Source organism: Afifella aestuarii (genome assembly GCF_004023665.1).
In the GTDB taxonomy this organism is placed as follows: domain Bacteria; phylum Pseudomonadota; class Alphaproteobacteria; order Rhizobiales; family Afifellaceae; genus Afifella; species Afifella aestuarii.
In genome coordinates this window covers 762091-785000 of sequence record NZ_SAUF01000001.1, presented here as the reverse complement: position 1 = coordinate 785000, position 22910 = coordinate 762091, and the positions used below count along the sequence as shown (strand labels likewise).

General features: G+C 63.8%; 22 protein-coding genes (1 of these 22 running past the window's edge). 10 read left to right on the top strand and 12 right to left on the bottom strand.

From position 1 onward, the window contains the following. The 4 genes from EO094_RS03550 to EO094_RS03540 all read left to right on the top strand — a co-directional run. A protein-coding gene (locus EO094_RS03550) for a M23 family metallopeptidase (RefSeq protein WP_128290929.1) crosses the window boundary here: on the top strand, window positions 1–1147 show its 3' portion. Its footprint begins 815 nt before the window's first position; the window shows 1147 of its 1962 coding nt (coding positions 816–1962); its start codon lies off the left edge, out of view; it ends in the stop codon at window positions 1145–1147. A gap of 75 nt (window positions 1148–1222) precedes the next feature. Further along, on the top strand, window positions 1223–1819 hold the full coding sequence (locus tag EO094_RS03545; RefSeq protein WP_128290928.1) for an SCO family protein: 597 nt from the start codon (window positions 1223–1225) through the stop codon (window positions 1817–1819). A gap of 71 nt (window positions 1820–1890) precedes the next feature. Further along, entirely contained in the window at window positions 1891–2049 is a 159-nt protein-coding gene (locus tag EO094_RS18390; RefSeq protein ID WP_164879548.1) for a hypothetical protein, read from the top strand. Between the two features lie 111 nt (window positions 2050–2160). After that, window positions 2161–2517 (top strand): DMT family protein, encoded by a 357-nt coding sequence (locus EO094_RS03540; protein ID WP_164879547.1) that lies wholly within the window; start codon window positions 2161–2163, stop codon window positions 2515–2517. A 22-nt stretch (window positions 2518–2539) separates the two neighbouring features. On the opposite strand, the gene EO094_RS03535 is transcribed toward EO094_RS03540, so the two are convergent. Both EO094_RS03535 and clpB read right to left on the bottom strand, forming a co-directional pair. Then, complete coding sequence (locus EO094_RS03535; RefSeq protein ID WP_205649808.1) at window positions 2540–3367, bottom strand: lytic murein transglycosylase; 828 nt, start codon at window positions 3365–3367, stop codon at window positions 2540–2542. Between the two features lie 251 nt (window positions 3368–3618). Beyond that, window positions 3619–6255 (bottom strand): ATP-dependent chaperone ClpB, encoded by a 2637-nt coding sequence (clpB, locus tag EO094_RS03530; protein WP_128290927.1) that lies wholly within the window; start codon window positions 6253–6255, stop codon window positions 3619–3621. Between the two features lie 278 nt (window positions 6256–6533). On the opposite strand from clpB, the gene EO094_RS03525 reads away from it, so the two are divergent. Then, window positions 6534–7298, top strand: a complete 765-nt coding sequence (locus tag EO094_RS03525) for an MOSC domain-containing protein (RefSeq protein ID WP_128290926.1) — start codon at window positions 6534–6536, stop codon at window positions 7296–7298. A 151-nt stretch (window positions 7299–7449) separates the two neighbouring features. Here the strand turns inward: EO094_RS03525 and EO094_RS03520 are convergent, their stop codons facing one another. From EO094_RS03520 to EO094_RS03500, 5 genes are all read right to left on the bottom strand, one after another. Further along, window positions 7450–8367, bottom strand: a complete 918-nt coding sequence (locus tag EO094_RS03520; RefSeq protein ID WP_128290925.1) for a DUF4167 domain-containing protein — start codon at window positions 8365–8367, stop codon at window positions 7450–7452. Window positions 8368–8618: 251 nt separating this feature from the next. Beyond that, a complete protein-coding gene (gene prmC / locus EO094_RS03515; protein ID WP_164879546.1) occupies window positions 8619–9515 on the bottom strand; it encodes a peptide chain release factor N(5)-glutamine methyltransferase in 897 nt (298 codons plus the stop codon). 58 nt (window positions 9516–9573) lie between these two features. After that, window positions 9574–10653, bottom strand: a complete 1080-nt coding sequence (gene prfA, locus EO094_RS03510; RefSeq protein ID WP_128290923.1) for a peptide chain release factor 1 — start codon at window positions 10651–10653, stop codon at window positions 9574–9576. A gap of 24 nt (window positions 10654–10677) precedes the next feature. Continuing rightward, window positions 10678–12945: a phosphoenolpyruvate--protein phosphotransferase gene (ptsP, locus tag EO094_RS03505; protein ID WP_128290922.1), complete on the bottom strand. Its 2268-nt coding sequence runs from the start codon at window positions 12943–12945 to the stop codon at window positions 10678–10680. Window positions 12946–13032: 87 nt separating this feature from the next. Next, the gene (locus EO094_RS03500; protein ID WP_128290921.1) at window positions 13033–14286 is read right to left on the bottom strand and encodes an aspartate kinase; all 1254 of its coding nucleotides are present in this window, start codon (window positions 14284–14286) and stop codon (window positions 13033–13035) included. A 497-nt stretch (window positions 14287–14783) separates the two neighbouring features. On the opposite strand from EO094_RS03500, the gene EO094_RS03495 reads away from it, so the two are divergent. The 4 genes from EO094_RS03495 (at window position 14784) to EO094_RS03480 (ending at window position 18448) form a co-directional block, all read left to right on the top strand. Beyond that, window positions 14784–15716: a hypothetical protein gene (locus tag EO094_RS03495; RefSeq protein WP_128290920.1), complete on the top strand. Its 933-nt coding sequence runs from the start codon at window positions 14784–14786 to the stop codon at window positions 15714–15716. Between the two features lie 153 nt (window positions 15717–15869). Beyond that, entirely contained in the window at window positions 15870–16931 is a 1062-nt protein-coding gene (locus EO094_RS03490; RefSeq protein WP_128290919.1) for an endonuclease/exonuclease/phosphatase family protein, read from the top strand. Between the two features lie 104 nt (window positions 16932–17035). Next, entirely contained in the window at window positions 17036–17782 is a 747-nt protein-coding gene (gene ubiG, locus EO094_RS03485) for a bifunctional 2-polyprenyl-6-hydroxyphenol methylase/3-demethylubiquinol 3-O-methyltransferase UbiG (protein WP_246008420.1), read from the top strand. 93 nt (window positions 17783–17875) lie between these two features. Then, window positions 17876–18448, top strand: a complete 573-nt coding sequence (locus EO094_RS03480) for a YjbE family putative metal transport protein (RefSeq protein ID WP_128291796.1) — start codon at window positions 17876–17878, stop codon at window positions 18446–18448. Between the two features lie 25 nt (window positions 18449–18473). On the opposite strand, the gene trhA is transcribed toward EO094_RS03480, so the two are convergent. Then, window positions 18474–19109 carry a PAQR family membrane homeostasis protein TrhA gene (trhA, locus tag EO094_RS03475; RefSeq protein ID WP_128290918.1) on the bottom strand — a complete coding sequence of 212 codons (636 nt, stop codon included), beginning with the start codon at window positions 19107–19109 and terminating at the stop codon, window positions 18474–18476. Between the two features lie 197 nt (window positions 19110–19306). Here trhA and EO094_RS03470 point away from each other — a divergent pair, with 197 nt between their 5' ends. After that, window positions 19307–20002, top strand: a complete 696-nt coding sequence (locus EO094_RS03470) for a DUF1236 domain-containing protein (RefSeq protein ID WP_092814449.1) — start codon at window positions 19307–19309, stop codon at window positions 20000–20002. 163 nt (window positions 20003–20165) lie between these two features. On the opposite strand, the gene EO094_RS03465 is transcribed toward EO094_RS03470, so the two are convergent. From EO094_RS03465 to grxC, 4 genes are all read right to left on the bottom strand, one after another. Continuing rightward, on the bottom strand, window positions 20166–21017 hold the full coding sequence (locus tag EO094_RS03465; protein ID WP_164879545.1) for a cation diffusion facilitator family transporter: 852 nt from the start codon (window positions 21015–21017) through the stop codon (window positions 20166–20168). 188 nt (window positions 21018–21205) lie between these two features. Continuing rightward, a complete protein-coding gene (locus EO094_RS03460; protein ID WP_128290917.1) occupies window positions 21206–21694 on the bottom strand; it encodes a DUF1178 family protein in 489 nt (162 codons plus the stop codon). After that, the gene (locus EO094_RS03455; RefSeq protein ID WP_128290916.1) at window positions 21691–22566 is read right to left on the bottom strand and encodes a carbon-nitrogen hydrolase family protein; all 876 of its coding nucleotides are present in this window, start codon (window positions 22564–22566) and stop codon (window positions 21691–21693) included. The genes EO094_RS03460 and EO094_RS03455 overlap by 4 nt, the downstream gene beginning before the upstream one ends. Then, a complete protein-coding gene (grxC, locus tag EO094_RS03450) occupies window positions 22563–22832 on the bottom strand; it encodes a glutaredoxin 3 (protein WP_128290915.1) in 270 nt (89 codons plus the stop codon). Before grxC ends, EO094_RS03455 begins: the two co-directional genes overlap by 4 nt. Between the last annotated feature and the right edge of the window lie 78 nt (window positions 22833–22910).

The following is a 22910-nucleotide window of genomic DNA, read 5'->3' as shown; positions in this document are numbered from 1 at the left end:
GGCGCCGGTCGACGAGGCGATCGAGGAAAAGATCGTCCAGGTCGCGACCGGCGATGCACTCACCAAGCTTCTGGAGGCCGAAGGCGCCACGGAGGTGGAGGCGGCCGAGATCCAGTCGACGATGATCGCCAATTTCGCCTTCGATTTCCGTGCCGGCCAGAAGCTGCGCCTCGGCCTTGCCGAAGACGACGCAGGACGCGTGCGCCCGGTCCGCATCAGCCTTTATTCCAACGGCCAGCATCTGGCGACGGTGGCGCTCTCCGATGGCGGCGCCTATGTGGCGGCGGCCGAGCCGAACTTCAGTGAAGGCGATTTCGAGACTGCGAACGCCGCCGATACGCGCTCCCGCTCCTCTCTTCCGAGCGTCTACAGCGCGCTCTGGCGCTCCGCCCTCAGCCTCGACATGAAGCCCGAGCTTGCCGAAAAGCTCGTGCGCATCTTCTCCTTCGACACGGATCTGCAAAGCCGCACATCGAGGCGCGACGAATTCGAAGCCGTCTACACGGGCGATCCCGACGCGGAGGAGCTCATCTACGCCTCGCTCACCGTCAACGGCGCCAAGCATCGCTTTTATCGCTACCGCAACGAGGAAGACGGCTCGATCGGCTATTACGATCCCGACGGCAAGAGCGCCGACAAGTTCCTCCTGCGCAAGCCGGTGCCGAACGGCGTTTTCCGCTCGCCCTTCGGCATGCGCAAGCATCCGATCCTCGGCCGCTACAAGCTGCATTCCGGCGTCGACTGGGCGGCGCCGCGCGGCAGCCCGATCATCGCCGCCGGCGACGGCATCATCGAGCGCGCCAGCTGGTTCTCCACCTACGGCCGGCGCGTGGAGATCAAACACGCCAACGGCTATGTCTCCACCTACAACCACATGTCGGGCATCGCCAAAGGCATCAAGGTCGGCATGCGCGTCCATCAGGGCCAGATCATCGGCTATATCGGTTCAACGGGTCTGTCGACCGGGCCGCATTGCCACTTCGAGGTCCTGGTCAACGGCCGCTTCGTCGATCCGATGAAGATCCGCGTCCCGCGCGGCCACACTTTGACCGGCGCCGAGCTCGCCCGTTTCAACAAGGAGCGTCAGCGCATCGACGCCTTGCTCGCACGCGACAATTCCTCTCGCGTCGCGACCCTTACCGACTGAGCCCGCAGCCCGGGCGCCGCTCCCGAAGGTGCCCGATCTCTCGCGGAGAAACCCGCCTGAAAGGAGCCTGACGACATGCGACGCGGCATCTTGATTGGACTTTGGATCGCGGTTGCCGCCGCCCTCGTCGGCGTCACGGCCCTCTGGGTCCTGTCGCGCAACCAGGGGGGCATCGCCGGCGGCGATCGGCTCGGCGCCGATTTCACCCTCGTCGATGAACAAGGCGCGCCGGTCACTGAAGAGATTTTCGAGGGCCACCCCTCCGCCGTCTTCTTCGGCTTCACCCATTGCCCCGATGTCTGCCCGACGACGCTCGCCGACATGGCGAGCTGGCGCGAAGCGCTCGGCGACAAGGCGGATGATCTCGCCCTTGTCTTCGTCACCGTCGATCCGGAGCGCGACACGCCCGAAGTGATGGCCGATTACGTCTCAGCTTTCGATGCCGGGATCCGCGGCATCACCGGCGAGCCTGACAAGGTGCGGGCCATGCTCGACGATTATCATGTCTTCTATCGCAAGGTGGAGACGGAGGGCGGCGACTACACCATGGACCACACCGCCTCGGTCTTCCTGCTCGACGGGGACGGCCGCCTCGCCGGCACCATCAATTTCAACGAGGACCGCGACGCAGCGCTCGCCAAGCTCAACCGACTGCTTGACGGCGCGGCTTGAACGCCTGCCTGACGGCCCCCGCTTGACGCCATGCTTGACGGTGGAGCGGGCGCCGGCGCAACATCTCCTCCATGAAGCTTCCCTTCGACGGCTCGCTCGCCTTCACCGCCGCCTCGGCCCTGCTCGCGCTCGCCGCGATCGTTTCCGTCTTTCTCGGCTGGCAGCTGAAATCGGATGCGATCTTCATGTCGGTGCTGGTCTCGGGTCTGCCCGGCTGTTTCGGCATCTGAGACGCCTGTCCCGTCCGCGTTTCATCACCACGGCGGGAACGTTTCGGCGGTCTTCTTCATTGCTTCGCTCGCGGGAGCGTTGTCGGCATCCCGCCTTGTCTTAAGGTCACGATGACGTTTTCCATCCCGCCGCAGGTCGCGCCGATCCTGCTTCTGTCGGCATCCAATCTCTTCATGACGGTCGCCTGGTACGGGCATCTGCGCTTCACCGACCGGCCGCTGCCGCTCGTCATCCTCATTTCTTGGATGATCGCGCTGTTGGAATATTGCTTCGCCGTGCCGGCGAACCGCATCGGCTACCGCGCCTATAGTGCGGCGGAGCTGAAGACGATTCAGGAGGTCATCACCCTCGTCGTCTTCGTCGGCTTCTCCGCCATCTATTTGAAAGAGCCGATCACGCTCAACCAGCTCGTCGGCTTCGCCTTCATCGGGCTCGGCGCGTTTTTCATCTTCCGCGCGCCGATTTAGGCCTCATCCGGGCGATGCGCCGTCAGCTTCGCCCGGCCATTTTCGAGGCCATCACCGAGATCGTCTTCACGTAGACGTCGGCTTTGTTCCACTGGTGCAGCACGTTGTAATTCGTCGTGCCCGGTTCCCAGCCCCGCCCCGGCTGCCAGCCATAGGCCCGGAGATAATTGCCTGTGGAGGCGAGCACATCCGGCACCGAATTGATGAGGTCGCGCCGCCCGTTGCCGTCGCCATCGACGGCGAAGCGCAGATAGGACGAGGCGAGGAACTGCGTCTGGCCGAGTTCGCCCGCCCAGGCGCCGCGCATCTGCGAGGGAGCGATGTCGCCGCGCTGAACGATCTTCAGGGCCGCCAGAAGCTCGCCGGTGAAGAAGGCGGAGCGCCGGCAATCATAGGCGAGCGTGGCAAGCGACGGGAACGTCGCCATCGATCCGGAATTGCGGCCATAGCCGGTCTCCAGCCCCCAGATCGAGACGATCACCTCCGGCGGCACGCCGGTGCGCTTTTCGATCGACGACAGAAGCGACGAATACTGGCCGATGAGCTTGTGCCCCTTGCGGATCATCGCGTCGTTCACCCGCTTGCGGTAAAACTCGTCGAAGGAGAGCTTGAAGGAATGCTGGCCGCGGTCGAGGCGAATGACCTTCGACTGGTAGGAGACGCCCGAAAGCGCCCGATCGATCACCCGCTGTGAGATGCCGGCCCGTGCCGCCTCCTGCTTGAAATCCTGCAGCCAGGCCGGAAAGCCCGCCGGCCCATTGCCGCAGGACGCGGCCTGCGTCGTGGCGGAAAAACCTGCCGCCGCGCAGGCGAAAACCGCCGCGGCAACAACGCGTCTCATTGAAAGCATGAATATGCCCCTGCCCTGTCATCCAAACGCCGCGACGTTAGCGCAGCCAGGAAGGACAAAGTCTTAAGGGCCGCGGGAGTTCCCGGCAGAGGCGCGCGGCCCGCCGCTGAAACGAGGCCGCTCGCGTGAGGGGCAGGAGGAAATGCCCGCGCGCATAAAAAAACGCCCTCCCCGGCTCCGGGAAGTGCGTTCGCATCTTAAATGTGAGAGGATGGCGCCTCGCCGGAGCGGGGCGCCGTCACCAAACGGGCTCAGGCGGCGATCGATTCGCCTTCCGTGCCGGTCTTCGAGCCGACGACATGGAAGAGGAGCCGGTCGGAACCCGCCGTCACCTTGACCTCAGCGCCGTCGCGGATCTCGCCGGCGAGGATTTTCTCCGCCAGCGGGTCCTGCACCTGCTTCTGGATCACCCGCTTCAACGGCCGCGCCCCATAGGCGGGGTCGTAGCCCTTCTCGGCGAGCCAGGCCGTGGCGCTGTCGTCGAGCGAGAGCTCGATCTTGCGGTCCTCCAGGAGCGTCTCGAGCCGCTTCAGCTGGATCTCCACGATCGCAGCCATCTGCTGACGCTTCAGCCTGTGGAACAGGATCACCTCGTCGACACGGTTGAGAAATTCCGGCCGGAAGTTCGCCCGCACCACCTGCATCACCTCTTCACGCACGGCATCGACGTCCTCCGTCTCCTTGAGATTGGAGAGGAACTCCGCACCCAAATTGGAGGTCATGATGATAAGCGTGTTGCGGAAGTCGACGGTGCGGCCCTGGCCGTCCGTCAGCCTGCCGTCGTCGAGCACCTGCAGAAGCACGTTGAAGACGTCGGGATGCGCCTTTTCGATCTCGTCGAAGAGCACGACCTGATAGGGCCGCCGCCGGATCGCTTCGGTCAGAACGCCGCCTTCCTCGTAGCCGACATATCCCGGAGGCGCACCGATCAGCCGCGCCACGGAATGCTTCTCCATGAACTCCGACATGTCGATGCGCACCATGGCGCTCTCGTCGTCGAACAGGAAGTCGGCGAGCGTCTTCGTGAGCTCCGTCTTGCCGACGCCCGTCGGGCCCAGGAACATGAACGAGCCGATCGGCCTATGCGGATCCTGCAGCCCGGCGCGCGCACGCCTGACTGCGGTCGAAACCGCATGCACCGCCTCGGCCTGGCCGATGACCCGCCGCGACAGCTCGTCCTCCATTCTGAGGAGCTTGTCGCGCTCGCCTTCGAGCATCTTGTCGACCGGAACGCCGGTCCAGCGCGACACGACATGGGCGATATGGTCGGGCGTCACCGCCTCTTCGACCAGTCCGCCGCCGCCCTCACCGCTGGACGCCTGCGCCTCGCGCTTTTCCGCTTCCTTCAGCTTCTTCTCGAGCTGCGGGATGACGCCATAGGCAAGCTCGCCCGCTTTGGCGAGATCGCCGCGGCGCTGCGCCTGTTCGAGGTCGAAGCGCGCCTGGTCGAGCTCCTCCTTGAGCTTGGAGGCACCGGCGAGCTTTTCCTTCTCCGCCTGCCAGCGCTGAGTGAGCGCGGCCGATTCCTCTTCGAGGTCGGCAAGCTCCTTCTCCAGCTTTTCGAGCCGCTCATGCGAGGCCGCATCCGTCTCCTTCTTCAAGGCTTCCCGCTCGATCTTGAGCTGGATGATGCGCCGGTCGAGCTCGTCGAGCGCCTCCGGCTTGGAATCGACCTGCATGCGGAGCCTGGAGGCGGCCTCGTCCATCAGATCGATCGCCTTGTCCGGCAGAAACCGGTCGGTGATGTAGCGGTTGGAAAGCGTCGCCGCGGAAACGAGCGCCGAATCCGTGATGCGGACCCCGTGATGCACCTCGTACTTCTCTTTGAGGCCGCGCAGGATCGAGATCGTGTCGGCGACGTTCGGCTCGTTGACGAAGACCGGCTGGAAGCGCCGCGCCAGGGCCGCGTCCTTCTCGACATATTTGCGGTATTCGTCGAGCGTCGTCGCGCCCACGCAGTGCAGCTCGCCGCGTGCCAGGGCCGGCTTCAAAAGGTTCGAGGCGTCCATCGCGCCTTCCGCCTTGCCCGCGCCCACCAGCGTGTGCAGCTCGTCGACGAAGAGGATGATGCCGCCGGCCGCCGCCTCGATTTCCGAGAGAACCGCCTTCAGCCGCTCTTCGAACTCGCCGCGATATTTCGCGCCGGCGATGAGCGCACCCATGTCGAGCGCGAGGAGCTTCTTCTCCTTCAGGCTCTCGGGCACGTCGCCATTGGCGATGCGCAGCGCCAGCCCCTCCGCGATCGCGGTCTTGCCGACGCCCGGCTCGCCGATCAGCACAGGATTGTTCTTCGTGCGCCGCGACAGAACCTGGATGGCACGACGGATCTCCTCGTCGCGGCCGATCACCGGGTCGAGCTTGCCCGCCCGCGCCTCTTCGGTGAGGTCGCGCGCATATTTCTTTAGAGCGTCATAGCCCTGCTCGGCAGATGCCGAATCGGCCGTACGCCCCTTGCGGATGTCGTTGATCGCGTCGTTGAGCCCGTTTGCCGTCACACCGGCCTTGGAGAGAATCCCGGAGGTCGCCGCGCCCTTTTCGATGGCGAGAGCGAGAAGCAGCCGTTCGACGGTGACGAAGCTGTCGCCCGCCTTCTGCGCCACATCCTCGGCGGTCTGCAGAACCTTGGCGAGCGGCTGCGCCAGATAGAGCTGGCCGTTGCCGCCGGACACTTTCGGCAGCTTGGCGAGCGCCGCATCATTGGCGAGCTGCGCCTCCTTCGGACGGCCGCCGGCGCGCGAAATGAGGCCCGCCGCCATGCCTTCCGGATCGTCGAGGAGAACTTTCAGAAGATGTTCGGGAAGGAACTGCTGATGCCCCTGCCCCAACGCGTAAGTCTGCGCAGACTGGATGAAGCCGCGCGCGCGTTCTGTGTATTTTTCAAAATTCATCGTTTGACCCCTTCCGGCGCCGGGACCCGTAGCATCCCGCACCTGACATGAGATTGAGGCCTTCTTCGGAAGCGCCCCGTACCGGATGCTCATATGGGTGTGGCTGATTTGCCACGCAATGGTCGCGGCGCCGATTTTCGAGCCTCGGCAACCGCCCTTTTGAGAGGGAGCGAAAAGCCCGCATTTGAGTGACCAGCGGCCCCCGGAAACGTACGTCTCCGCCCTGCGGTGCACACCGTCGGTTGACTTTGCCACCACCGCAGCGGAAGCCAAATCCCATGATCAAGGTCACCGCGCTTTACCGCTATCCCGTCAAAGGGCTGTCCCCGGAACGCCTCTCGGACGCGACGCTCGAAAAGGGCGCCACCATGCCCTTCGACCGCGCCTTTGCGATCGAGAACGGCCCCTCAGGCTTCGATCCGGAAAACCCGCAGCATCTGCCGAAGATCCGCTTTTTGATGCTGATGAAGAACGAGCGGCTCGCCACCTTCGAAAGCCGCTTCGACGAGGGAACGCAAGAGCTCTCGATCACGCCGAAGGATGGCGGCTCGGCCGGTTTTTCAGGCTCGCTGGCCACGGCGGAAGGCCGCGCAGCGCTCGAAGCCTGGGTAGCGGAAGAATTCGCCGCGGAGCTGCGCGGTCCGCCGCGGCTTCTGCGCGTGCCGGGTCATTCCTTTTCCGACGTGCGCACGAAATCGCTGCATCTCGTCAATCTCGCAAGCCTGCGCGCATTGGAAGAAAAGCTCGGCCGCAGCCTCGATCCCCTGCGTTTCCGGCCCAACATCGTTATCGACGGGGCGCCGCCCTTCGCCGAATTCGATTGGATCGGCAAGACGCTGGACCTGCCGGAGATCACTCTCTCGGGTCGAAAGCGCACGCAGCGCTGTGCCGCCACCAATGTCGATCCAAAGACGGGCGCGCGCGACGCGGCCCTCCCGCGAGCCCTCTTGGAGCTCTACGGCCATTCCGATTTCGGCATCTATCTCACGGCCGCAACCGCCGGCTCGCTACGCGAGGGCGACGCGTTTTCGCCTCCGGCCTGACGGCCTGAGACGGCAGGGTAAGGCAAGCGCCGAACCCATGAATTGCGCAGGGCGGCAAGGCCGTCCGCCCATTCCGCAGACCCGATAGCGGATATGAAAAAGGCGCGGGCCGAGACCCACGCCTGATGTCACTGTTTCAATGAGCCGAAACTTATTCCGGAAAGGCTGCCAGAGCCGCGGCACCGTCGTGCGTCGGCTCGCCTTTTTCGTCGCTCTTGCCGTCGGCCTTCATCTCGGCCTTGGCTTCGCCGTTGCCATTGCTGCTTTCGCCGTCGGCAGCAGCCGCCTTCTTGGTGCGGCGGCGCGGCTTCGGAGCCGGCGCAGCTTCGCCCGTCCCCTCATCCGTTCCGCTGTCGGCCGCTTCGGCATTTTCCGCCTTGGCGGTTTTGCGGGCCCTCGGCGTCCGGGCGGGCTTGGGCTTCTCGGCGGCGGGCTCATCCGTGCTGGAATCGTCCGAATTGCCGGTCTCGGCGCTCTCGGCGACCGCGGCCGGACGACGGCGGGTGCGACGCGGACGGCGCTCGCTGCGCTCCTCGCCATCACCCTCGTTGTCGTCGTCGTTGTCGCTCGATGCGGCCTGTTCGTCGCGATTGCGGCCGTCGCGATTTCCCCGCCGTCCATCATCGCGGCGCCCGTCATCACGACGGTTATCGTCACGGCGGTTATCGTCCCGATTTCCCGAACCGCGCGTCTCGCGCTCGTCGGAATCGCGGTCGTCCTGGCGCGAATCGTTGCGCGAGGGCTGACGATGGCCGTTCATCGGACGGTAGTCGTCGCTATCGTCGTCGTCGTCTTGATCCTGATTGTTGACGTTTTGCTGCTGCGGCATGTTCGCCTGCGCAGCCATCAGGATGCGGTTGTAGTGTTCTGCGTGCTGAAAATAGTTCTCGGCCGAGACATTGTCCCCCGAAGAAAGCGCATCGCGTGCCAGCAAGGCGTATTTGTCGGCGATGTGCTGAGCCGTTCCACGAACTTTGACGTCCGGCCCATTCGATTCATAGCTTCTCGAAAGAGGATTAGGCCCCTTGCGGTTGCGTCCCCGCGACCGCCTGTTCTGATTATGCCTCATCAACCGTTCTCGCTGGTTTAGAGCTTTTTGATCCGTGCCCCTACTCGCCACGGCTTGACCGAAGCTGAGTTTTCCAATCGCACGATTCCCAATTCAGCCGGAGCTGCCCGTGTCATTCATGACCATCGGTGGCGAAGACGTGCAAACGATCCGCGCTGGGGGCGATAACTTCGCCTGTCTCAAGGACATTTGTGTGGCGTTGTGCCCCGGATCGCCTCTTGACCGTAGCGAGATTGACTTGGATTTCCAAGTTATTTTTTCGCATTGCGGCAGGCGAAAGCAGCGTCTGCAACACTGTCATCACAAGCTTTCCTGGCGCTGACCACACGCACGATTCCGGCAAGATCGACTGTCTCGGAACATGCAGAAAGTCCGTTTTCCTTGAGAAGTGCCGTGACACTCTCCGCCTGGCCCGCGCCGATCTCAAGGATAAGTGCACCGCCCGGTTTCAAAAATTCGGGAGCGACCTCTGCGATCGCCCGGTAGGCGGCCAGCCCGTCTTCGCCGCCATCGAGCGCCATCTTCGGATCGAAGCGTTCGACCTCTGGCATCAACGTCGCGACGACGTCGCTCTCTATATAGGGTGGATTGGAAACGATAAAAGTCAGGCTTTGCGGCGCGACCACCTCTCCGAGATCGCGAAAGTCGCCGTGAAACGGCAAAAATCGCTCCTCCACCCCGTGCCTTACGGCATTCTGCCGGGCCACATCGAGCGCTGCGGCACTCAGATCGACCGCGACACATCGCGCTTCGCGAAGCTCCCGCAAGAGCGCCACCGCGATGGCCCCGCTTCCCGTGCCGAGATCGGCGAAGAGGAGCTGCTCGCCACGCCCCTCGGCCCGAAGGAAGGCGAGTGCGGTTTCAACGGCATGCTCCGTCTCCGGGCGCGGCGTCAAAACCTCCGGCCCCACCTGAAACGAAAGCCCCCAGAATTCCGCTTTTCCGAGAATGCGCACGACGGGCTCTCGCGCCACGCGGCGGGCAATGAAGGCGGAAAACCGCACCTCCTCCTCGTCCGACACCGGCGCATCACCCACCGAAATCAGCTGTTCGGCGGAAATCCCGCAGGCGGCAGCAAGAAGCAGCCGCGCGTCGCGCCCCGGATCGGCGATGCCGGCCGCCTTCAGGGTTCCACGCGCTTGCTTCAAAAGCGCGTCGCGGCTTGGCGCCCCGCGACCGGCCGGACTTCTCGCTATTTCCCCGCCCTCACGCCGGCTCGGCTTCGATCGCGGCAAGCCGGTTCGCCTGATCGTCGGCAACGAGCCCGTCGACCAGTTCGTCGAGCGCTTCGCCGGCCAGAATCTTGTCGAGCTTGTAGAGCGTCAGGTTGATGCGGTGGTCGGTCACCCGGCCCTGCGGGAAATTGTATGTGCGAATGCGCTCCGAGCGGTCGCCGGTACCGACCTGGCTCTTGCGGGCCGAGGCGCGTTCGCTGTCGGCCTTCTCGCGTTCCATGTCATAAAGCCGCGCCTTCAGAACCTGCATGGCGCGCGCCCGGTTCTGGTGCTGCGACTTCTCAGACGACGTGACGACGATGCCGGTCGGAAGATGCGTGATGCGCACCGCTGAATCGGTCGTGTTGACGTGCTGCCCGCCGGCGCCCGAGGCGCGCATCGTGTCGATGCGAAGATCTTCCTGGCGGATCTCGATATCGACATCCTCCGCCTCCGGCAGGACGGCGACCGTCGCCGCCGAGGTATGGATGCGGCCGCCGCCTTCCGTCTCCGGCACGCGCTGCACCCGGTGCACGCCCGATTCGAATTTGAGCCGCGCATAGACGCTGCGCCCGGAGATGGAGGCGATCACTTCCTTATAGCCGCCGACTTCGCCCTCCGAGACGGAGAGGATTTCGACCTTCCATTTCTTGAGGTCGGCATAGCGGCAATACATGCGGAAAAGGTCGCCGGCAAAAAGCGCCGCCTCGTCGCCGCCGGTGCCGGCTCTGACTTCCAGGATGGCGCTTTTGGAATCCGCCTCGTCGCGCGGCAGAAGCAGAACCCGGATCTCGTCGGCGAGCACGGCGATGCGCTTGCGCAGCGCATAGGCCTCTTCCTCGGCGAGTTCGCGCATCTCCGCATCGCTGTCGCGGTCGGCGGTCAGCGCCTCGGCGTCTTCGAGCTCCTGCTGGGCCGCAAGCAGCTCTTCGCCCTTGCCGGCCACCTCCTCGATCTCGGCAAGCTCGCGCGACAGGCGGATGAAGACCTCCGTCTCCGGCGCCTTGGTGAGTTCCGTGGTGATGGCGTTGCGGCGGGCAATCAGCCCGTCCAGTCGTTCTTTCGGTATCATCCGCTCTCTATAGCGAGAATTCGCTCACACGGGGATGCGTTCGATATTCGCCCAGGCCCGCAATTCGGTGCGGAGTTCCGAGGCGCTCACATCCCCGTCCAGCATGGCATTGAGCCGTTCGGCAAGGGGTTCGAGCCGCAATTCCAGGATCATCGCCTTGATCGGCCCGATCGACGACGGCGCCATCGACAAGGACCGGTAGCCGAGTGCCAGAAGCGCCATGGCTTCGAGCGGCCGCCCGGCGATTTCGCCGCACACGGAAACCGGCTTGCCCATATCGTGGGCCCGGTGCGCGATCTTGCGCAAGGGGCGCAGAAACGCCGGCGACAAGGCATCGAAACGGCCGGCAAGCCGCGTCGAGCCGCGGTCGGACGCCATCAAAAACTGAAACAGATCGTTGGAGCCGACCGACAGGAAATCGACCTTCGCCAGAAGCTCGTCGAGCTGCCACAGAAGCGACGGGACCTCCAGCATCGCGCCGAGCTCCACCTTGTCGGCGGTCGGATGGTCGTGGCGCCGCAAATGCGCCTCTTCGCTCCGAACGATCTGCGCGGCGCGTTCAAATTCCGACACCTCTGTCACCATCGGGAACATGAGGCGCAAAGTGCGTCCCGCCGCCGCCTTCAGCAAAGCACGGATCTGCGTCTTCAACAGCGCCGGCCGGTCGAGGCCGAGCCGGATTGCGCGCCAGCCGAGCGCCGGATTTTCTTCCGGATGCGTGCGGATATAGGGCAGCACCTTGTCGCCGCCGACATCGAGCGAGCGGAAGGTCACGGGCTTGTCGCCGGCCCCTTCCATGACGTCGCGATAAAACGCCTCCTGCTCGCCGAGCCGCGGAAACGACGAGGCGATCATGAACTGCAATTCGGTGCGGAAGAGCCCGATGCCCGACGCTCCCGATTCCTGAAGATGCGGCAGATCCATCATCAGGCCGGCATTGATCATCAAGGAAACATCGACGCCGTCCTTGGTCGAGGCGGGCGTGTCGCGCAGACGGCGGAACTGCTCCTGCCGCCGTGCCCGGAAGCGCACTTTGTCGACATAGGCGAGCTCGATATCGCCCGGCGGACGCAGATGCACCTCGCCCGTCTCCCCGTCGACGATGACGGGATCGCCCGATTCGGCGAGCGCCACGACGTTTTCCACCTGGCCGACGGTCGCGATGCCGAGGGCCCGCGCCACGATCGCCACATGGTTCGTCGGCGCCCCGTCTTCGAGCACCACGCCGCGCAGCTTGTCGCGGTCGTAATCGAGAAGTTCGGCCGCCCCCATATTGCGCGCGACGACCACCGCATCGGACGGCATCTGCGCGCTGCCCGGACCGTGCGGGCGGCCCATCAGCGTGCGCAACAGCCGGTTGCCGAGATCGTCGAGATCATGCAGCCGGTCGCGCAGATAAGGATCGGCGCTGCGTGCGAGCCGCGCCCGCATGTCGCTTTGCACCTTCTCCACCGCCGCTTCCGCGGTGAGGCCCGCCGCCACCGCCTCGCGCAGCCGCCGGACCCAGCCCTGATCCTGCGCGAACATCCGGTAGGCTTCGAGAATGTCGCGATGCTCGCCCTGCCCGGCCTCCACGCCGCGCGCCAGAAGATCGTCGACGGACAGCCTCAGGCTCCGCATCGCCTCGTCGAGGCGCACGAGCTCCTGATCGACGTCTTCGGCGATCAGCTGCGTCACCACCACGCGCGGTTCGTGCAGGAGCACTTTTCCGAGCCCGATTCCTTCCGAAAACGCCGCACCTTCCAGACGAAAAGGGCGGTTGAGATCGAGGTCGGCTCCGGGCGTGGCGAGGTCTTCGATTTCGCCGGCGGCAAACATTTCGGCGAGCACCATGGCTGTCGTCTGCAGGGCTTCCACCTCCTCCTCGGTGTAGGAGCGGTGGGCGCGGTTCTGGACGACGAGTACGCCGAGAGTGCGGCCGGCACGCAGCACCGGCACGCCGAGGAAGGAATTGTAGATCTCCTCCCCGGTCTCCGGCAGATAGGCGAAAGCCGGATGCTTCTGCGCGTCGGGCAGATTGAGCGGCCGTGCCTCCGCCGCGATCAGGCCGACGAGGCCGCGGCCGACGCGCAAGGTGGCGCGGTGAACGGCCGAGGCCTTCAGACCTTCGGTGGCGAAGAGTTCGAGCGCCCCGTCGGCGCGCAGGATGTAGACGGAACAGACCTCCGTCACCATGTTGGCGGCGATCAGCCTGACGATCTTATCCAGACGATCTTGTGCGCCGATCGGCTCCGCCATGACTTCGCGGAGCCGCCTGAGCAGCACTCTCGGTCCGGCAAGCGTCTCTCGCATTGCGGGCAGACCCCCTCATCCCGTCGCCGTGCACAGTCTCTCCCGGCCGCCCCGTCCCCCGTGGGCGCCGTATTCGACGTTAGCCCGTCACGTCTTGTCCAGTTCGTATATTGAATGGAGGGTGCGTACGGCAAGTTCGGTATAGGCGGCGTCGATCAGGATGGAGATCTTGATCTCCGAGGTGGTGATCAACTGGATGTTGATGCCGCGAGCCGCGAGCGCCTTGAACGCCTCCGCTGCGACGCCCGCATGGCTGCGCATGCCGATGCCGATGACGGAGACTTTCGCAACGTCGCTCGAGCCCGTCACCATCTCCATCGCCACGCCCGGCCGCATCCCCTCGATGAGGGCGAGCGCACGGTCGAAATCGGTCGTGGTGACGGTGAAGGTGATGTCGGTGGTGCGCCCGTCCTCGGAAATGTTCTGCACGATCATGTCGACATTGATCGCCTGGTCGGCGAGCGCGCCAAAAATGGTCGCGGCGACGCCGGGTCGGTCCTCGACGCGTCGGAGCGTGACCTTCGCCTCGTCCCTGGAATAGGCGATGCCGGTGACAAGCTGCTTTTCCACGATTTCGTCCTCGTCACAAATGAGCGTGCCGATGGGCAGATTGCCCTCGCCGACTTGCGGCGCTTCCGGGTCGTCGAAGGAGGAGCGCACGAAGGTTCTGACCCCGTGCACCATGGCGAGTTCGACGGATCTGACCTGCAGCACCTTGGCGCCGAGAGACGCCATTTCGAGCATTTCCTCAAACGCGATCTTCGGCAGGCGCCGGGCGCCCGATACGATTCTCGGATCCGTCGTATAGACGCCGTCGACGTCCGTATAGATGTCGCAGCGCTCCGCCCCGAGGGCCGCCGCGAGCGCCACCGCGCTCGTATCCGAGCCGCCGCGGCCGAGCGTGGCGATGCGGTTGTCGGGGGCGACGCCCTGAAAGCCCGCGACGACCGCCACCTGCTGGCGGCTCATACGCTCCAGAAGCGTGCGGGAATCGATGTCGGCGATGCGCGCCACGCCATGTGCGGCATCGGTGCGAAGCGGGATCTGCCAGCCGAGCCAGGAGCGCGCATCGACGCCGATCGATTGCAACACGATGGCGAGAAGCCCGGCCGTCACCTGCTCGCCCGAGGCGACGACGGCATCGTATTCGCGCGCGTCGTGCATGAGCGACGCTTCCCGGCACAATTTGACGAGCTTGTTCGTCTCGCCGGCCATCGCGGAAACGACGACGGCGACTTCGTGGCCGGCATCGACTTCACGTTTCACATGGCGCGCAACACGGCGGATGCGGTCGAGATCGGCGACAGAAGTGCCGCCGAATTTCATCACGAGGCGGGACATTTTCGGCTCGGCTAGGCCTGATGGAATTTGTGGGTACGACCCGCCAACAAAAATGGCGCAAGGCCGCGGCCGGGCACCCCGGCGCGCCGCTTTTAGCCGGGAATGCGCCCGGGGGCAATCGGCGCGGCGGCGAGGCTTTCACCTCGAGCGAGGCCAGGGAGGTCGGCAGCCGACCGCATCTGCGACCGACTTGTTAGGATCAAGGCCGACATAGGCGCGGTTGATCTCACCTTGAACCTGCTCGGCTACAGAGCCGATCTGGACACACAGATGCCTCGCCAGAAGTGAAAGGTTGTTTTCGACAGAAGAGGGCTATTGCAGGCCATACACAGCGTGCTGAAAGACGCTGACAGCCCATTCGCAAGCCGCCGAATCGTAAAGAATTTGTCCATTTGAGTGGACAAGGCACGCCTGATCGCAGTTACCTCTCCGATCTGACGAAATGGGTCGGCAAGGTGCTACGGTCTATGCGAGATGACGAAGGTGTGCGGAGCGTAATGGATGTACTGGCAATGCGTGGGATTCTTGCTGCAATGCCTAGAGGCACTTGGATCGCGACATTTGCGATTGGGGTAATTCTTTCATTATCCCCAGAGGCTGTAAAATGTCAGGAGCAATCCAATTACGAGGGTGGCCGATCGCCCGTTGCGGAGGAGCCATTTGTTCTTCCGCTCACGTTCCCGGTAACGATTGTCGAATCCGACGCTGAAAGGGAAGCTGGTGACGATCGCGAGAAGCGTTCCGAGCATCGAGAAATAGAAAATCTTGTCGCGCAGCGAAACATGGAGCGTTCGGCGCACGAAATGGTGATTCTCGGCCGCTGGCAGACCATCTTCTTGCTTGTTGGCACCGCAGCTATCGTCTGGACTTTATTTGAGACCCGCAAGGCCGTAAAAGCCGCTGACGATGCCGTGATCGTCACACGAGAAATCGGCCAGAAACAGACCCGTGCGTATATCTCTGTGCGGATTAACGTGGTGCCGCCCCTGCGTGGAAGCGACATGACGACGCCAGTATCCTTTGACGTTCTCACGCGCAATTTTGGTCACTCTCCCGCTCGCAATGTGCAAGTTATTTTGAATACAGGATGGCAGCCACGACAACTGCCCACACCGTGCCCCGACATGGTCAGAGCAGCAGAAATGAGTAGTGGAGGATTTACCATTTCTGCCTCTGATGAAGCGGAGTCGCGATTTCGCAGCGACCTTACACAAGAAGATTTTTTTGTCAAAGATACGAATGGAGGGCCAACTATTCCAACGATATTCGGAATAGTCATCTATAACGATGTTTTCGGCGATTTCCACAAAACAAGATTTGCCATCCAAGCCTATGCGTTCATCGTAGCTGGTCATGTTCCTCAGCTGGGGGATGAAGTTGGCATAAACATTGGTTTGAAAGCAGCTAACGCTCATAACGATCAAACATAACCAAGCGGCACGCACTCGCCCACTCATAGCCATGTCTTCGGGTTTGGTGCGTTTTCTACCCAAGATCGAAACAAAGCATACGCCCATAAATTGCACGCGCCGGTTGGAGTGTCATGAAACAGCGATAGTCTCCGCTCAAACGGGAGGCCGCTCATGAAAAAGCGCACACTCAGCATCGGCACGTTTAATCTCTACAATCTCAACGAGCCTGGCTTGCCGATCTATTCCGACCGAGACGGCTGGTCGCGCGAGGCCTACCGCCGCAAAATCGCGTGGACCCAGCATGTCATAGGCCTGCTTCGGCCCGACATCCTGGGATTCCAGGAGTTGTGGCACCGCGACTCCCTCAAGACCGCTCTTCAAGCTTCCGGCCTTGCGGACGATTACGACATGCTCGTGCCGGACGACGCCGATGGCCAAAAGATCGTCTGCGCCGCCATCGTCCGCCGCGGTCTTCTCGAAGGCGATCCCGATTGGATCGTGGCGTTTCCGGAGAGGTTTCTGTTGAGAAGCACGGGCGACGATCCCCAGACGCCGGAAATCAGTGTCGCCATTGAGAGTTTTTCACGTCCGGTCCTGCACTTCCGCATCCGCCCGCGTGAGGACGAGCCGGCCGTGCAAGTCTATGTCTGCCACCTGAAATCGAAATCGCCGGCCAAGGTCTACCGCGAGGCCTGGTTTCACGAAGACGAGGACATCTACAAAAAACACCAGAACAATCTCGGCGCGGCCCTTTCCACGATCCGCCGCACCGCCGAGGCCGCAGCGCTCCGCTTCCTCCTGTCGGAACAGATGAAAGGAACCCGGACCCCCGTCATCGTCCTTGGTGACATCAATGACGGGCAGCACTCCAACACCGCCAACATCCTAACAGAGCAACCGCGTTATCTCGTCGGCGATTCGAAGGGCGGTGGAGATGTCAGCCTCTACACGGCGCAAACTTTGCAGGAATACCGCAGCACCCGCGATGTCTATTACACGCACATCTACAAGGAATTCCGGGAATCCCTCGACCACATTCTGGTCAGCGAAGAGTTCTACGACAACAGCCGCCGCCGGTTGTGGATGTTTGACGGCATGACGGTCGCCAACGACCACCTCAATTACGACGACCACAAAGAGAGCGGCACCAGCGACCACGGGGTCATCTGCGCCACCTTCAAGCACCGTCCGATCAAGGTCGAGGCGCGTGAGATCGCCGAAGGCGGCACATGATAAAAAGCGCCTTTCCCGTGCACCTGGAAAGCAGGTCGCAGCCGGGAAGGCTTGACTTCCGACCCGTTCGCCACCTCTTCTCCGCACGCGCCCAAGCGGAGGACATCATGCAGGCCGGCTCATCCACCATCGATCCCAAGGAAGTCGCCAAATTCGAGCAGAGCGCTCAGGATTGGTGGGGCGGCATCAAGAACAGTCCGCTGCATAAGCTCAATCCGGTGCGGCTCGATTATATCGTGCGCCATGTCTGCGAGCAGTTCGACCGCGACCCGCGGGCTCCGAAACCGTTTACGGGGCTCGACATCGTCGATGTCGGCTGCGGCGGCGGGCTTCTCGCCGAACCGATGGCGCGTCTCGGCGCCAAGGTGACAGGTATCGATCCCTCCCCCGCCAACATCGAAGTCTCGACCGGCCACGCCGCCGAAAGCGGCCTCGTCATCGATTACCGCTGTGCGGCGGCGGAGGATCTCGCCTCCGAACGCGCTCTCTTCGATGTCGTCCTGTCGATGGAGGTGGTGGAGCACGTCACTGATGTGGAAGCCTATATCGCGGCCGCCGCAGCGCTCGTGAAGCCGGGCGGCCTCATGTTCCTCGCCACCTTGAACCGCACCATGAAATCCTTCGCGCTCGCCATCGTGGGCGTCGAATATGTGCTCGGCTGGCTTCCTCGCGGCACGCATGAGCACCATCGTTTCGTCAAGCCGCGCGAATTGGCCGACGCCTTGATGGCGGGAGGTCTCACGATCAAGGACGAGACCGGCGTCGTCTACAACCCGCTGACGGACAGAATGCGCCTGTCACGGGACATGGATGTGAACTATATGATGCTGGCAGAGCGGCCGGCACGCTGAGCGTCGACAGCCCGCACGTTTGAGCCTTTTCTTTTCGAACCTGCCAGTCACGTGATCACCAGCGCCGAGATCTGGTCGTTTCTGACCGTCGTCATGATCGACGTCGTGCTTGCCGGCGACAATGCCGTCGTCGTCGGTATGGCGGCGGCGTCCCTGCCTGCGAAGCAGCGCACGAAAGTCATTGCGATCGGCATCGCCGCAGCGACCGTCATGCGCATCGCCTTTGCGCTCGTCGCCGTCGAACTCTTGGAGATCATCGGCCTGTTGCTGGCCGGCGGCATCCTGCTTCTGTGGGTGTCGTGGAAGCTGTGGCGGGAACTCGAGGCCGACCGCAAGGCCTGCCACGAGGGCGGGCCTCACGCGGCTACGATCGACAAGCCACAACCCAAATCCATGGCTCAGGCGGTCTTTCAGATCATATTGGCGGACCTGTCGATGTCGCTCGACAACGTGCTTGCCGTCGCCGGTGCCGCGCACCAGCACCCCTGGGTGCTCGCCTCGGGCCTCGTTTTGTCGGTCGCGCTGATGGGCATTGCGGCAAGCCTCATCGCCGACCTCCTGCACAAGCAGCGCTGGATCGCTTACGTCGGTCTTCTGATCATCGTCTATGTGGCCGGCCACATGATCTGGGAAGGCGTCGAAGAGATCGCCACGGTCGTCGCTTAAGAGCCCGACCCGGCGACATGGCCGCTCACGCGGCCGCGCTCTTCAACACGGCGACGAAATGGATGGAGGCGGCCGCCACCACGAAGGCGTGCCAGATGGCGTTCTGGAAGAGAAGCCGCTCCCAGACGTGAAAGATGACGCCCGCCGAATAGACGATCCCGCCGCCGATCACGAGCCAGACGACGGACGACGACAGCGCCTCCGTCAGCGGTCCGTAGGCAACGATGCCCGACCAGCCGAGGCCGAGATAGGCGACGAGCGCGACGCGGTCGAAACGGTGCGGCACGAAAAGCTTTCCGAACACGCCCGCCGCCGCCACGCTCCACACGAAGGCGAGAAGCCACCAGGTTTCGCTCACCGCCATGAAGGGCGTATAGGTGCCGGCGATCAGAAGGAAGATCGCCGAATGGTCGAGCCGCCTCAAGACGGCCTTCACGCTTCCCGCCGGCCACAGATTATAGGCGGCCGAAATCCCGAGCGAGAGAACGAGCGTCCCGAGATAGACGCCCACCGCCGCCATTTCCCCGGCGGGCACGCGCCCGCTCAAGGCAAGCGGCACGGCGATCGCGGCCGCGATCGCAAGCGACAGGCCGAGCCCGTGCACGATCCCGTCGGCCCACAATTCCGCCGGCGAATACCGTACCCCTGGTGCTCTGCGCATCTTGTCTCCTGTTCGCTCATCTTTGGCTTTCGAAAAAACTTAGCGGGCGCGGCCGCGGCAGCAAGGCGGCTGCCGAACACGCTTGCGTCAGCGACTGTTGCGCACCCGCCACAGACTGGAGCGGTTTCGCGCAACGTGCCGGAACCGCTTCTTCAGCCTTCAGGTTGTAGCGCCATCAATCTGAACGGAGACGATCAATGCGATTTGCCAAAAACGCGACGCTCGCAGCCGCCGCTCTTGCGGCGCTCTCGACCACCGCCCTCGCCCAGAGCGCGGCAACCGCCACCACCGACCTCAACATCCGCTCAGGCCCGGGACCGGAATATCCCATCGTCGGCTACATTCCAGGCGAGGACGAGGTCACCGTGAACGGCTGCCTCCAGGGCAGCAAATGGTGCACCGTCACCCATGAAGGCACGCAAGGCTGGGCTTATTCCGATTATCTGACGGCACCGATCAGCGGCTCGCCCGTCGTCATGACCGACCATTACGCCGATGCCGGCGTTCCCGTCACCACCTACGAGCCCTCGGGCGCCGAAACCGGTGGCACGGCAGGCGGTGCGACCGGCATGGTCGGCGGCGCAGTCGCCGGCGCCTTGATCGGCGGTCCGGTGGGTGCGGCGGCCGGCGCCGCGATCGGCGGGGCTGCTGGAACGGTCGGCGGCTCTGCGGCCGGCGCCATCATCGATCCGCCCGAGACCGTCACTACCTATGTGCAGACGAACCCGGTTCAGCCCGTCTATCTCGACGGTGAAGTGGTGGTCGGCGCCGGCGTACCCGAAACCGTCACGCTGACGCCGATCCCGGATTACGACTACGAATACGCCTATGTGAACGGCCAGCCGGTCCTCGTCGAACCGGGCAGCCACCGCATCGTCTACGTCGTCCGCTGACCCCGCATGAGAAGGCCCGGCCTCCAGGGCTTCTCAACCCCACAGCAGCCCTCACCACCCCCGCAAAACCCGAGACCGGAGACCCGCCCGCGCGGCGGGTCTTTTCTGTGTTGTTTCGGCAGGCAGGCTCGAGGTCGCAAAGACCGCGGGCAACGATCTTTGCCTAAGACGCCCGCTTCATCGCCTCGTCGGCGCAATGCAGGCCTTCCACCTCGATCGTCGCATGATCGATGTCGAAGCGCTCGGCGATGCGCGCCTTGATCGCCCGCACGGTGATATCGGTCGCCACCCCGTCGGCCAGCCGCGCATGCAGTGTCACCATCGGCCGCTCCTCGCTGATCGCCCAGGCATGCACGTGATGCACGTTGAGGACGCCTTCGACCGATTGCGGCAGATCGCGCTCGATCTCGCGTACATCGACGCCCGCCGGCGCGCCTTCAAGCAGGATATGCCCCGACTGGCTCGTCACATACCAGGCGCTGCGCAGGATCAGGAGGCAGACGAGAAGCGACAAAATCGGGTCGATCGGCATCCATCCCGTCATCAGGATGACGAGTGCGGCGATGATCGCTGCGACGGAGCCGAGGAGATCCCCGAGCACATGCAGGATGGCGCCGCGCATGTTGAGGTTCTGCTCCTCGGAGCTGTGCAGCACGAAGAAGACGGCGATGTTGATGATGAGCCCGAGGACGGCGATCACCAGCATCGGCGCGCCCATCACCTCGACCGGCGCATTGAAGCGCCGCACCGCCTCCACGATGATCCACACGCAGATGGCGAGAAGCGCGATGCCGTTGACGAAGGCGATCAGAACCTGAAAGCGATCGAAGCCATAAGTGCGCTTCCAGTCCGCCGGGCGCCGCGCGATGCGAAAGGCGAACCAGGCGAGCGACAAGGACGCGAAATCGGTGAGCATGTGGCCGGCATCGGCGAGAAGGGCGAGCGAGCCGGAGAGAAAACCGCCGATCGCTTCAGCGAGCATGAACGAGCCGGTGAGCGCGGCGGCGATCGCCATGCGCTTTTCGTTGCCGCCCGCCCCGTGCGCATGCGCATGGCCGTGAGCATGGGAATGCCCGTGCGCGTGATCATGGCCATGATGATGATCGTGATGTCCGCCGATGGGAGCCTCCCGTGCCAATCCCCGCCGGTTTAGAAAACTCGACGGAAAAGGTCTAGATTGCTTTCACGCGGGACGGGCGCGGCCTAGTTGAAATCTTCCGGCAGGACCGGCAGCGGCTGAAATTCGATGCCCTCGTCCTTGAGCTCTTTGATCTCTTCGCGGCTCGCCTCGCCATAGATGCCGCGCGGATCGCTTTCCTTGTAATGGATGCGGCGCGCCTCTTCGGCGAAGCGGTTGGCGACGTAATCGGCATGCGCCTGAACATATTTGCGCACCTCGCGCATCGCCTCCAGGAGCGGCGCCGGCACGGTGGTCGCCACCTGCTGCCCCTTGCCGCCGCCGGCCGCCACAGGAGCGCCCGCAGAGCCCGTCTCGGCCGCAACGGAGTGAACCGGCTCGCGTCCGCGTCCGCCCGAAATCGCCGGGGCCATCAAGGCGCGTTCGACGGACGCCGAGCCGCAATGCGGACAAGAGAGCAGACCGGCCTCTTGCTGCTCTTCGAAGGCCTTCGAACTTGCAAACCAGGCGTCGAAGCCGTGGCCCTCGTCACAACGCAAATCGTAATGGATCATGATGCCGACCTCATCGGCGGCGCGACGGATGGCGCAAGGGATGGCCCGACTGAGGGCTGCGTGAAATTATGCTCGTTGGCGAGCGAGGGAATGCGGCCTCTGGCCTCTGCCGATTGCGCCGTGTCGATGTCGGCGAGGATCACCTCTTCGCCGTCGCCGCCCGCCTCAGACAGAACCTCGCCCCAGGGCGAGACGATGATGGAATGCCCAAAAGTCTCCCGGCCATCGCGATGGGTCCCCGCCTGGGCCGCGGAGATCATGAAGGCGCCGTTCTCGATCGCCCGCGCACGCTGAAGAACATGCCAATGCGCCTCGCCGGTCTTGCGGGTGAAGGCGGCCGGCGCCGTCAACACATCCGCCCCCGCCTTGGCGAGCGCCCGGTAAAGCTGCGGAAAGCGCACGTCATAGCAGATCGAGACGCCGAGCGTGGCGAAGGCGAGCGGCACGAGCACCGCCTCGCCGCCCGCCGTATAGGTCGCCGATTCCCGCCAGCTCTCGCCGCCCGGCAGATCGACATCGAAGAGATGGATCTTGTCGTAGCGTGCCAGGATGGCGCCGTCCGGCCCGACCACGAAGCCGCGGTTGGCGATCTTCCCATCCTGACTTTTCAGGGCGAGCGAGCCGACATGAAAGACGATGCCGAGCTCAGAGGCGAGCGCCCGGCAGGCGGCAAGCGTCGGATCGTCTGCTTCCATCGTGATCGCCGCAAACAGCTTCTCGCGGTCGCGCTCGATGATGTTGCTCATCTCCGGCGTCTGCACGTAATCCGCCCCCGCCTCGGCGGCGCGGCGCGCCAGCCGTTCGATCGTGGCGATGTTCTCGGAAACGACATTCGTGGCATTGAGCTGCAGACAGGCGGCCTTGAAACTCACGACCCCGCCTCCTCGCCCGCAAGCATGGGCTCCAGACGCCCCTGCCGGTCGAGCGCATAAAGATCGTCGCAGCCGCCGACATGCCGGCTGCCGATAAAGATCTGCGGAAACGTCTGGCGTTTCGAGCGCGCCATCATCTCGGCCCGCTTGTCGGGCTCGAAGGTGGCGTCGATCTCTTCGTAATCCGCGCCCTTCTCCTCAAGCAGGCGGATCGCCGAGCTGCAGAAGCCGCAAAACTGCCGGGTATAGATGGTGACTTTGGCCATGAATGCTCCAAGCGTTGCCCCAGATATAGCCTCACGGAAAACTTCCGCAACAGAACCATCGGCTTAACGCCGCGCACC

Coding starts and splice junctions, on each gene's coding strand:
- EO094_RS03545 (WP_128290928.1), top strand. CDS start 1,223: ATGCGACGCGGCATCTTGATTGGACTTTGGATCGCGGTTGCCGCCGCC.
- EO094_RS18390 (WP_164879548.1), top strand. CDS start 1,891: ATGAAGCTTCCCTTCGACGGCTCGCTCGCCTTCACCGCCGCCTCGGCC.
- EO094_RS03540 (WP_164879547.1), top strand. CDS start 2,161: ATGACGTTTTCCATCCCGCCGCAGGTCGCGCCGATCCTGCTTCTGTCG.
- EO094_RS03535 (WP_205649808.1), bottom strand. CDS start 3,367: ATGCTTTCAATGAGACGCGTTGTTGCCGCGGCGGTTTTCGCCTGCGCG.
- clpB (WP_128290927.1), bottom strand. CDS start 6,255: ATGAATTTTGAAAAATACACAGAACGCGCGCGCGGCTTCATCCAGTCT.
- EO094_RS03525 (WP_128290926.1), top strand. CDS start 6,534: ATGATCAAGGTCACCGCGCTTTACCGCTATCCCGTCAAAGGGCTGTCC.
- EO094_RS03520 (WP_128290925.1), bottom strand. CDS start 8,367: ATGAGGCATAATCAGAACAGGCGGTCGCGGGGACGCAACCGCAAGGGG.
- prfA (WP_128290923.1), bottom strand. CDS start 10,653: ATGATACCGAAAGAACGACTGGACGGGCTGATTGCCCGCCGCAACGCC.
- ptsP (WP_128290922.1), bottom strand. CDS start 12,945: ATGCGAGAGACGCTTGCCGGACCGAGAGTGCTGCTCAGGCGGCTCCGC.
- EO094_RS03500 (WP_128290921.1), bottom strand. CDS start 14,286: ATGTCCCGCCTCGTGATGAAATTCGGCGGCACTTCTGTCGCCGATCTC.
- EO094_RS03495 (WP_128290920.1), top strand. CDS start 14,784: ATGGATGTACTGGCAATGCGTGGGATTCTTGCTGCAATGCCTAGAGGC.
- EO094_RS03490 (WP_128290919.1), top strand. CDS start 15,870: ATGAAAAAGCGCACACTCAGCATCGGCACGTTTAATCTCTACAATCTC.
- EO094_RS03480 (WP_128291796.1), top strand. CDS start 17,876: ATGATCGACGTCGTGCTTGCCGGCGACAATGCCGTCGTCGTCGGTATG.
- trhA (WP_128290918.1), bottom strand. CDS start 19,109: ATGCGCAGAGCACCAGGGGTACGGTATTCGCCGGCGGAATTGTGGGCC.
- EO094_RS03470 (WP_092814449.1), top strand. CDS start 19,307: ATGCGATTTGCCAAAAACGCGACGCTCGCAGCCGCCGCTCTTGCGGCG.
- EO094_RS03465 (WP_164879545.1), bottom strand. CDS start 21,017: ATGGCGATCGCCGCCGCGCTCACCGGCTCGTTCATGCTCGCTGAAGCG.
- EO094_RS03460 (WP_128290917.1), bottom strand. CDS start 21,694: ATGATCCATTACGATTTGCGTTGTGACGAGGGCCACGGCTTCGACGCC.
- grxC (WP_128290915.1), bottom strand. CDS start 22,832: ATGGCCAAAGTCACCATCTATACCCGGCAGTTTTGCGGCTTCTGCAGC.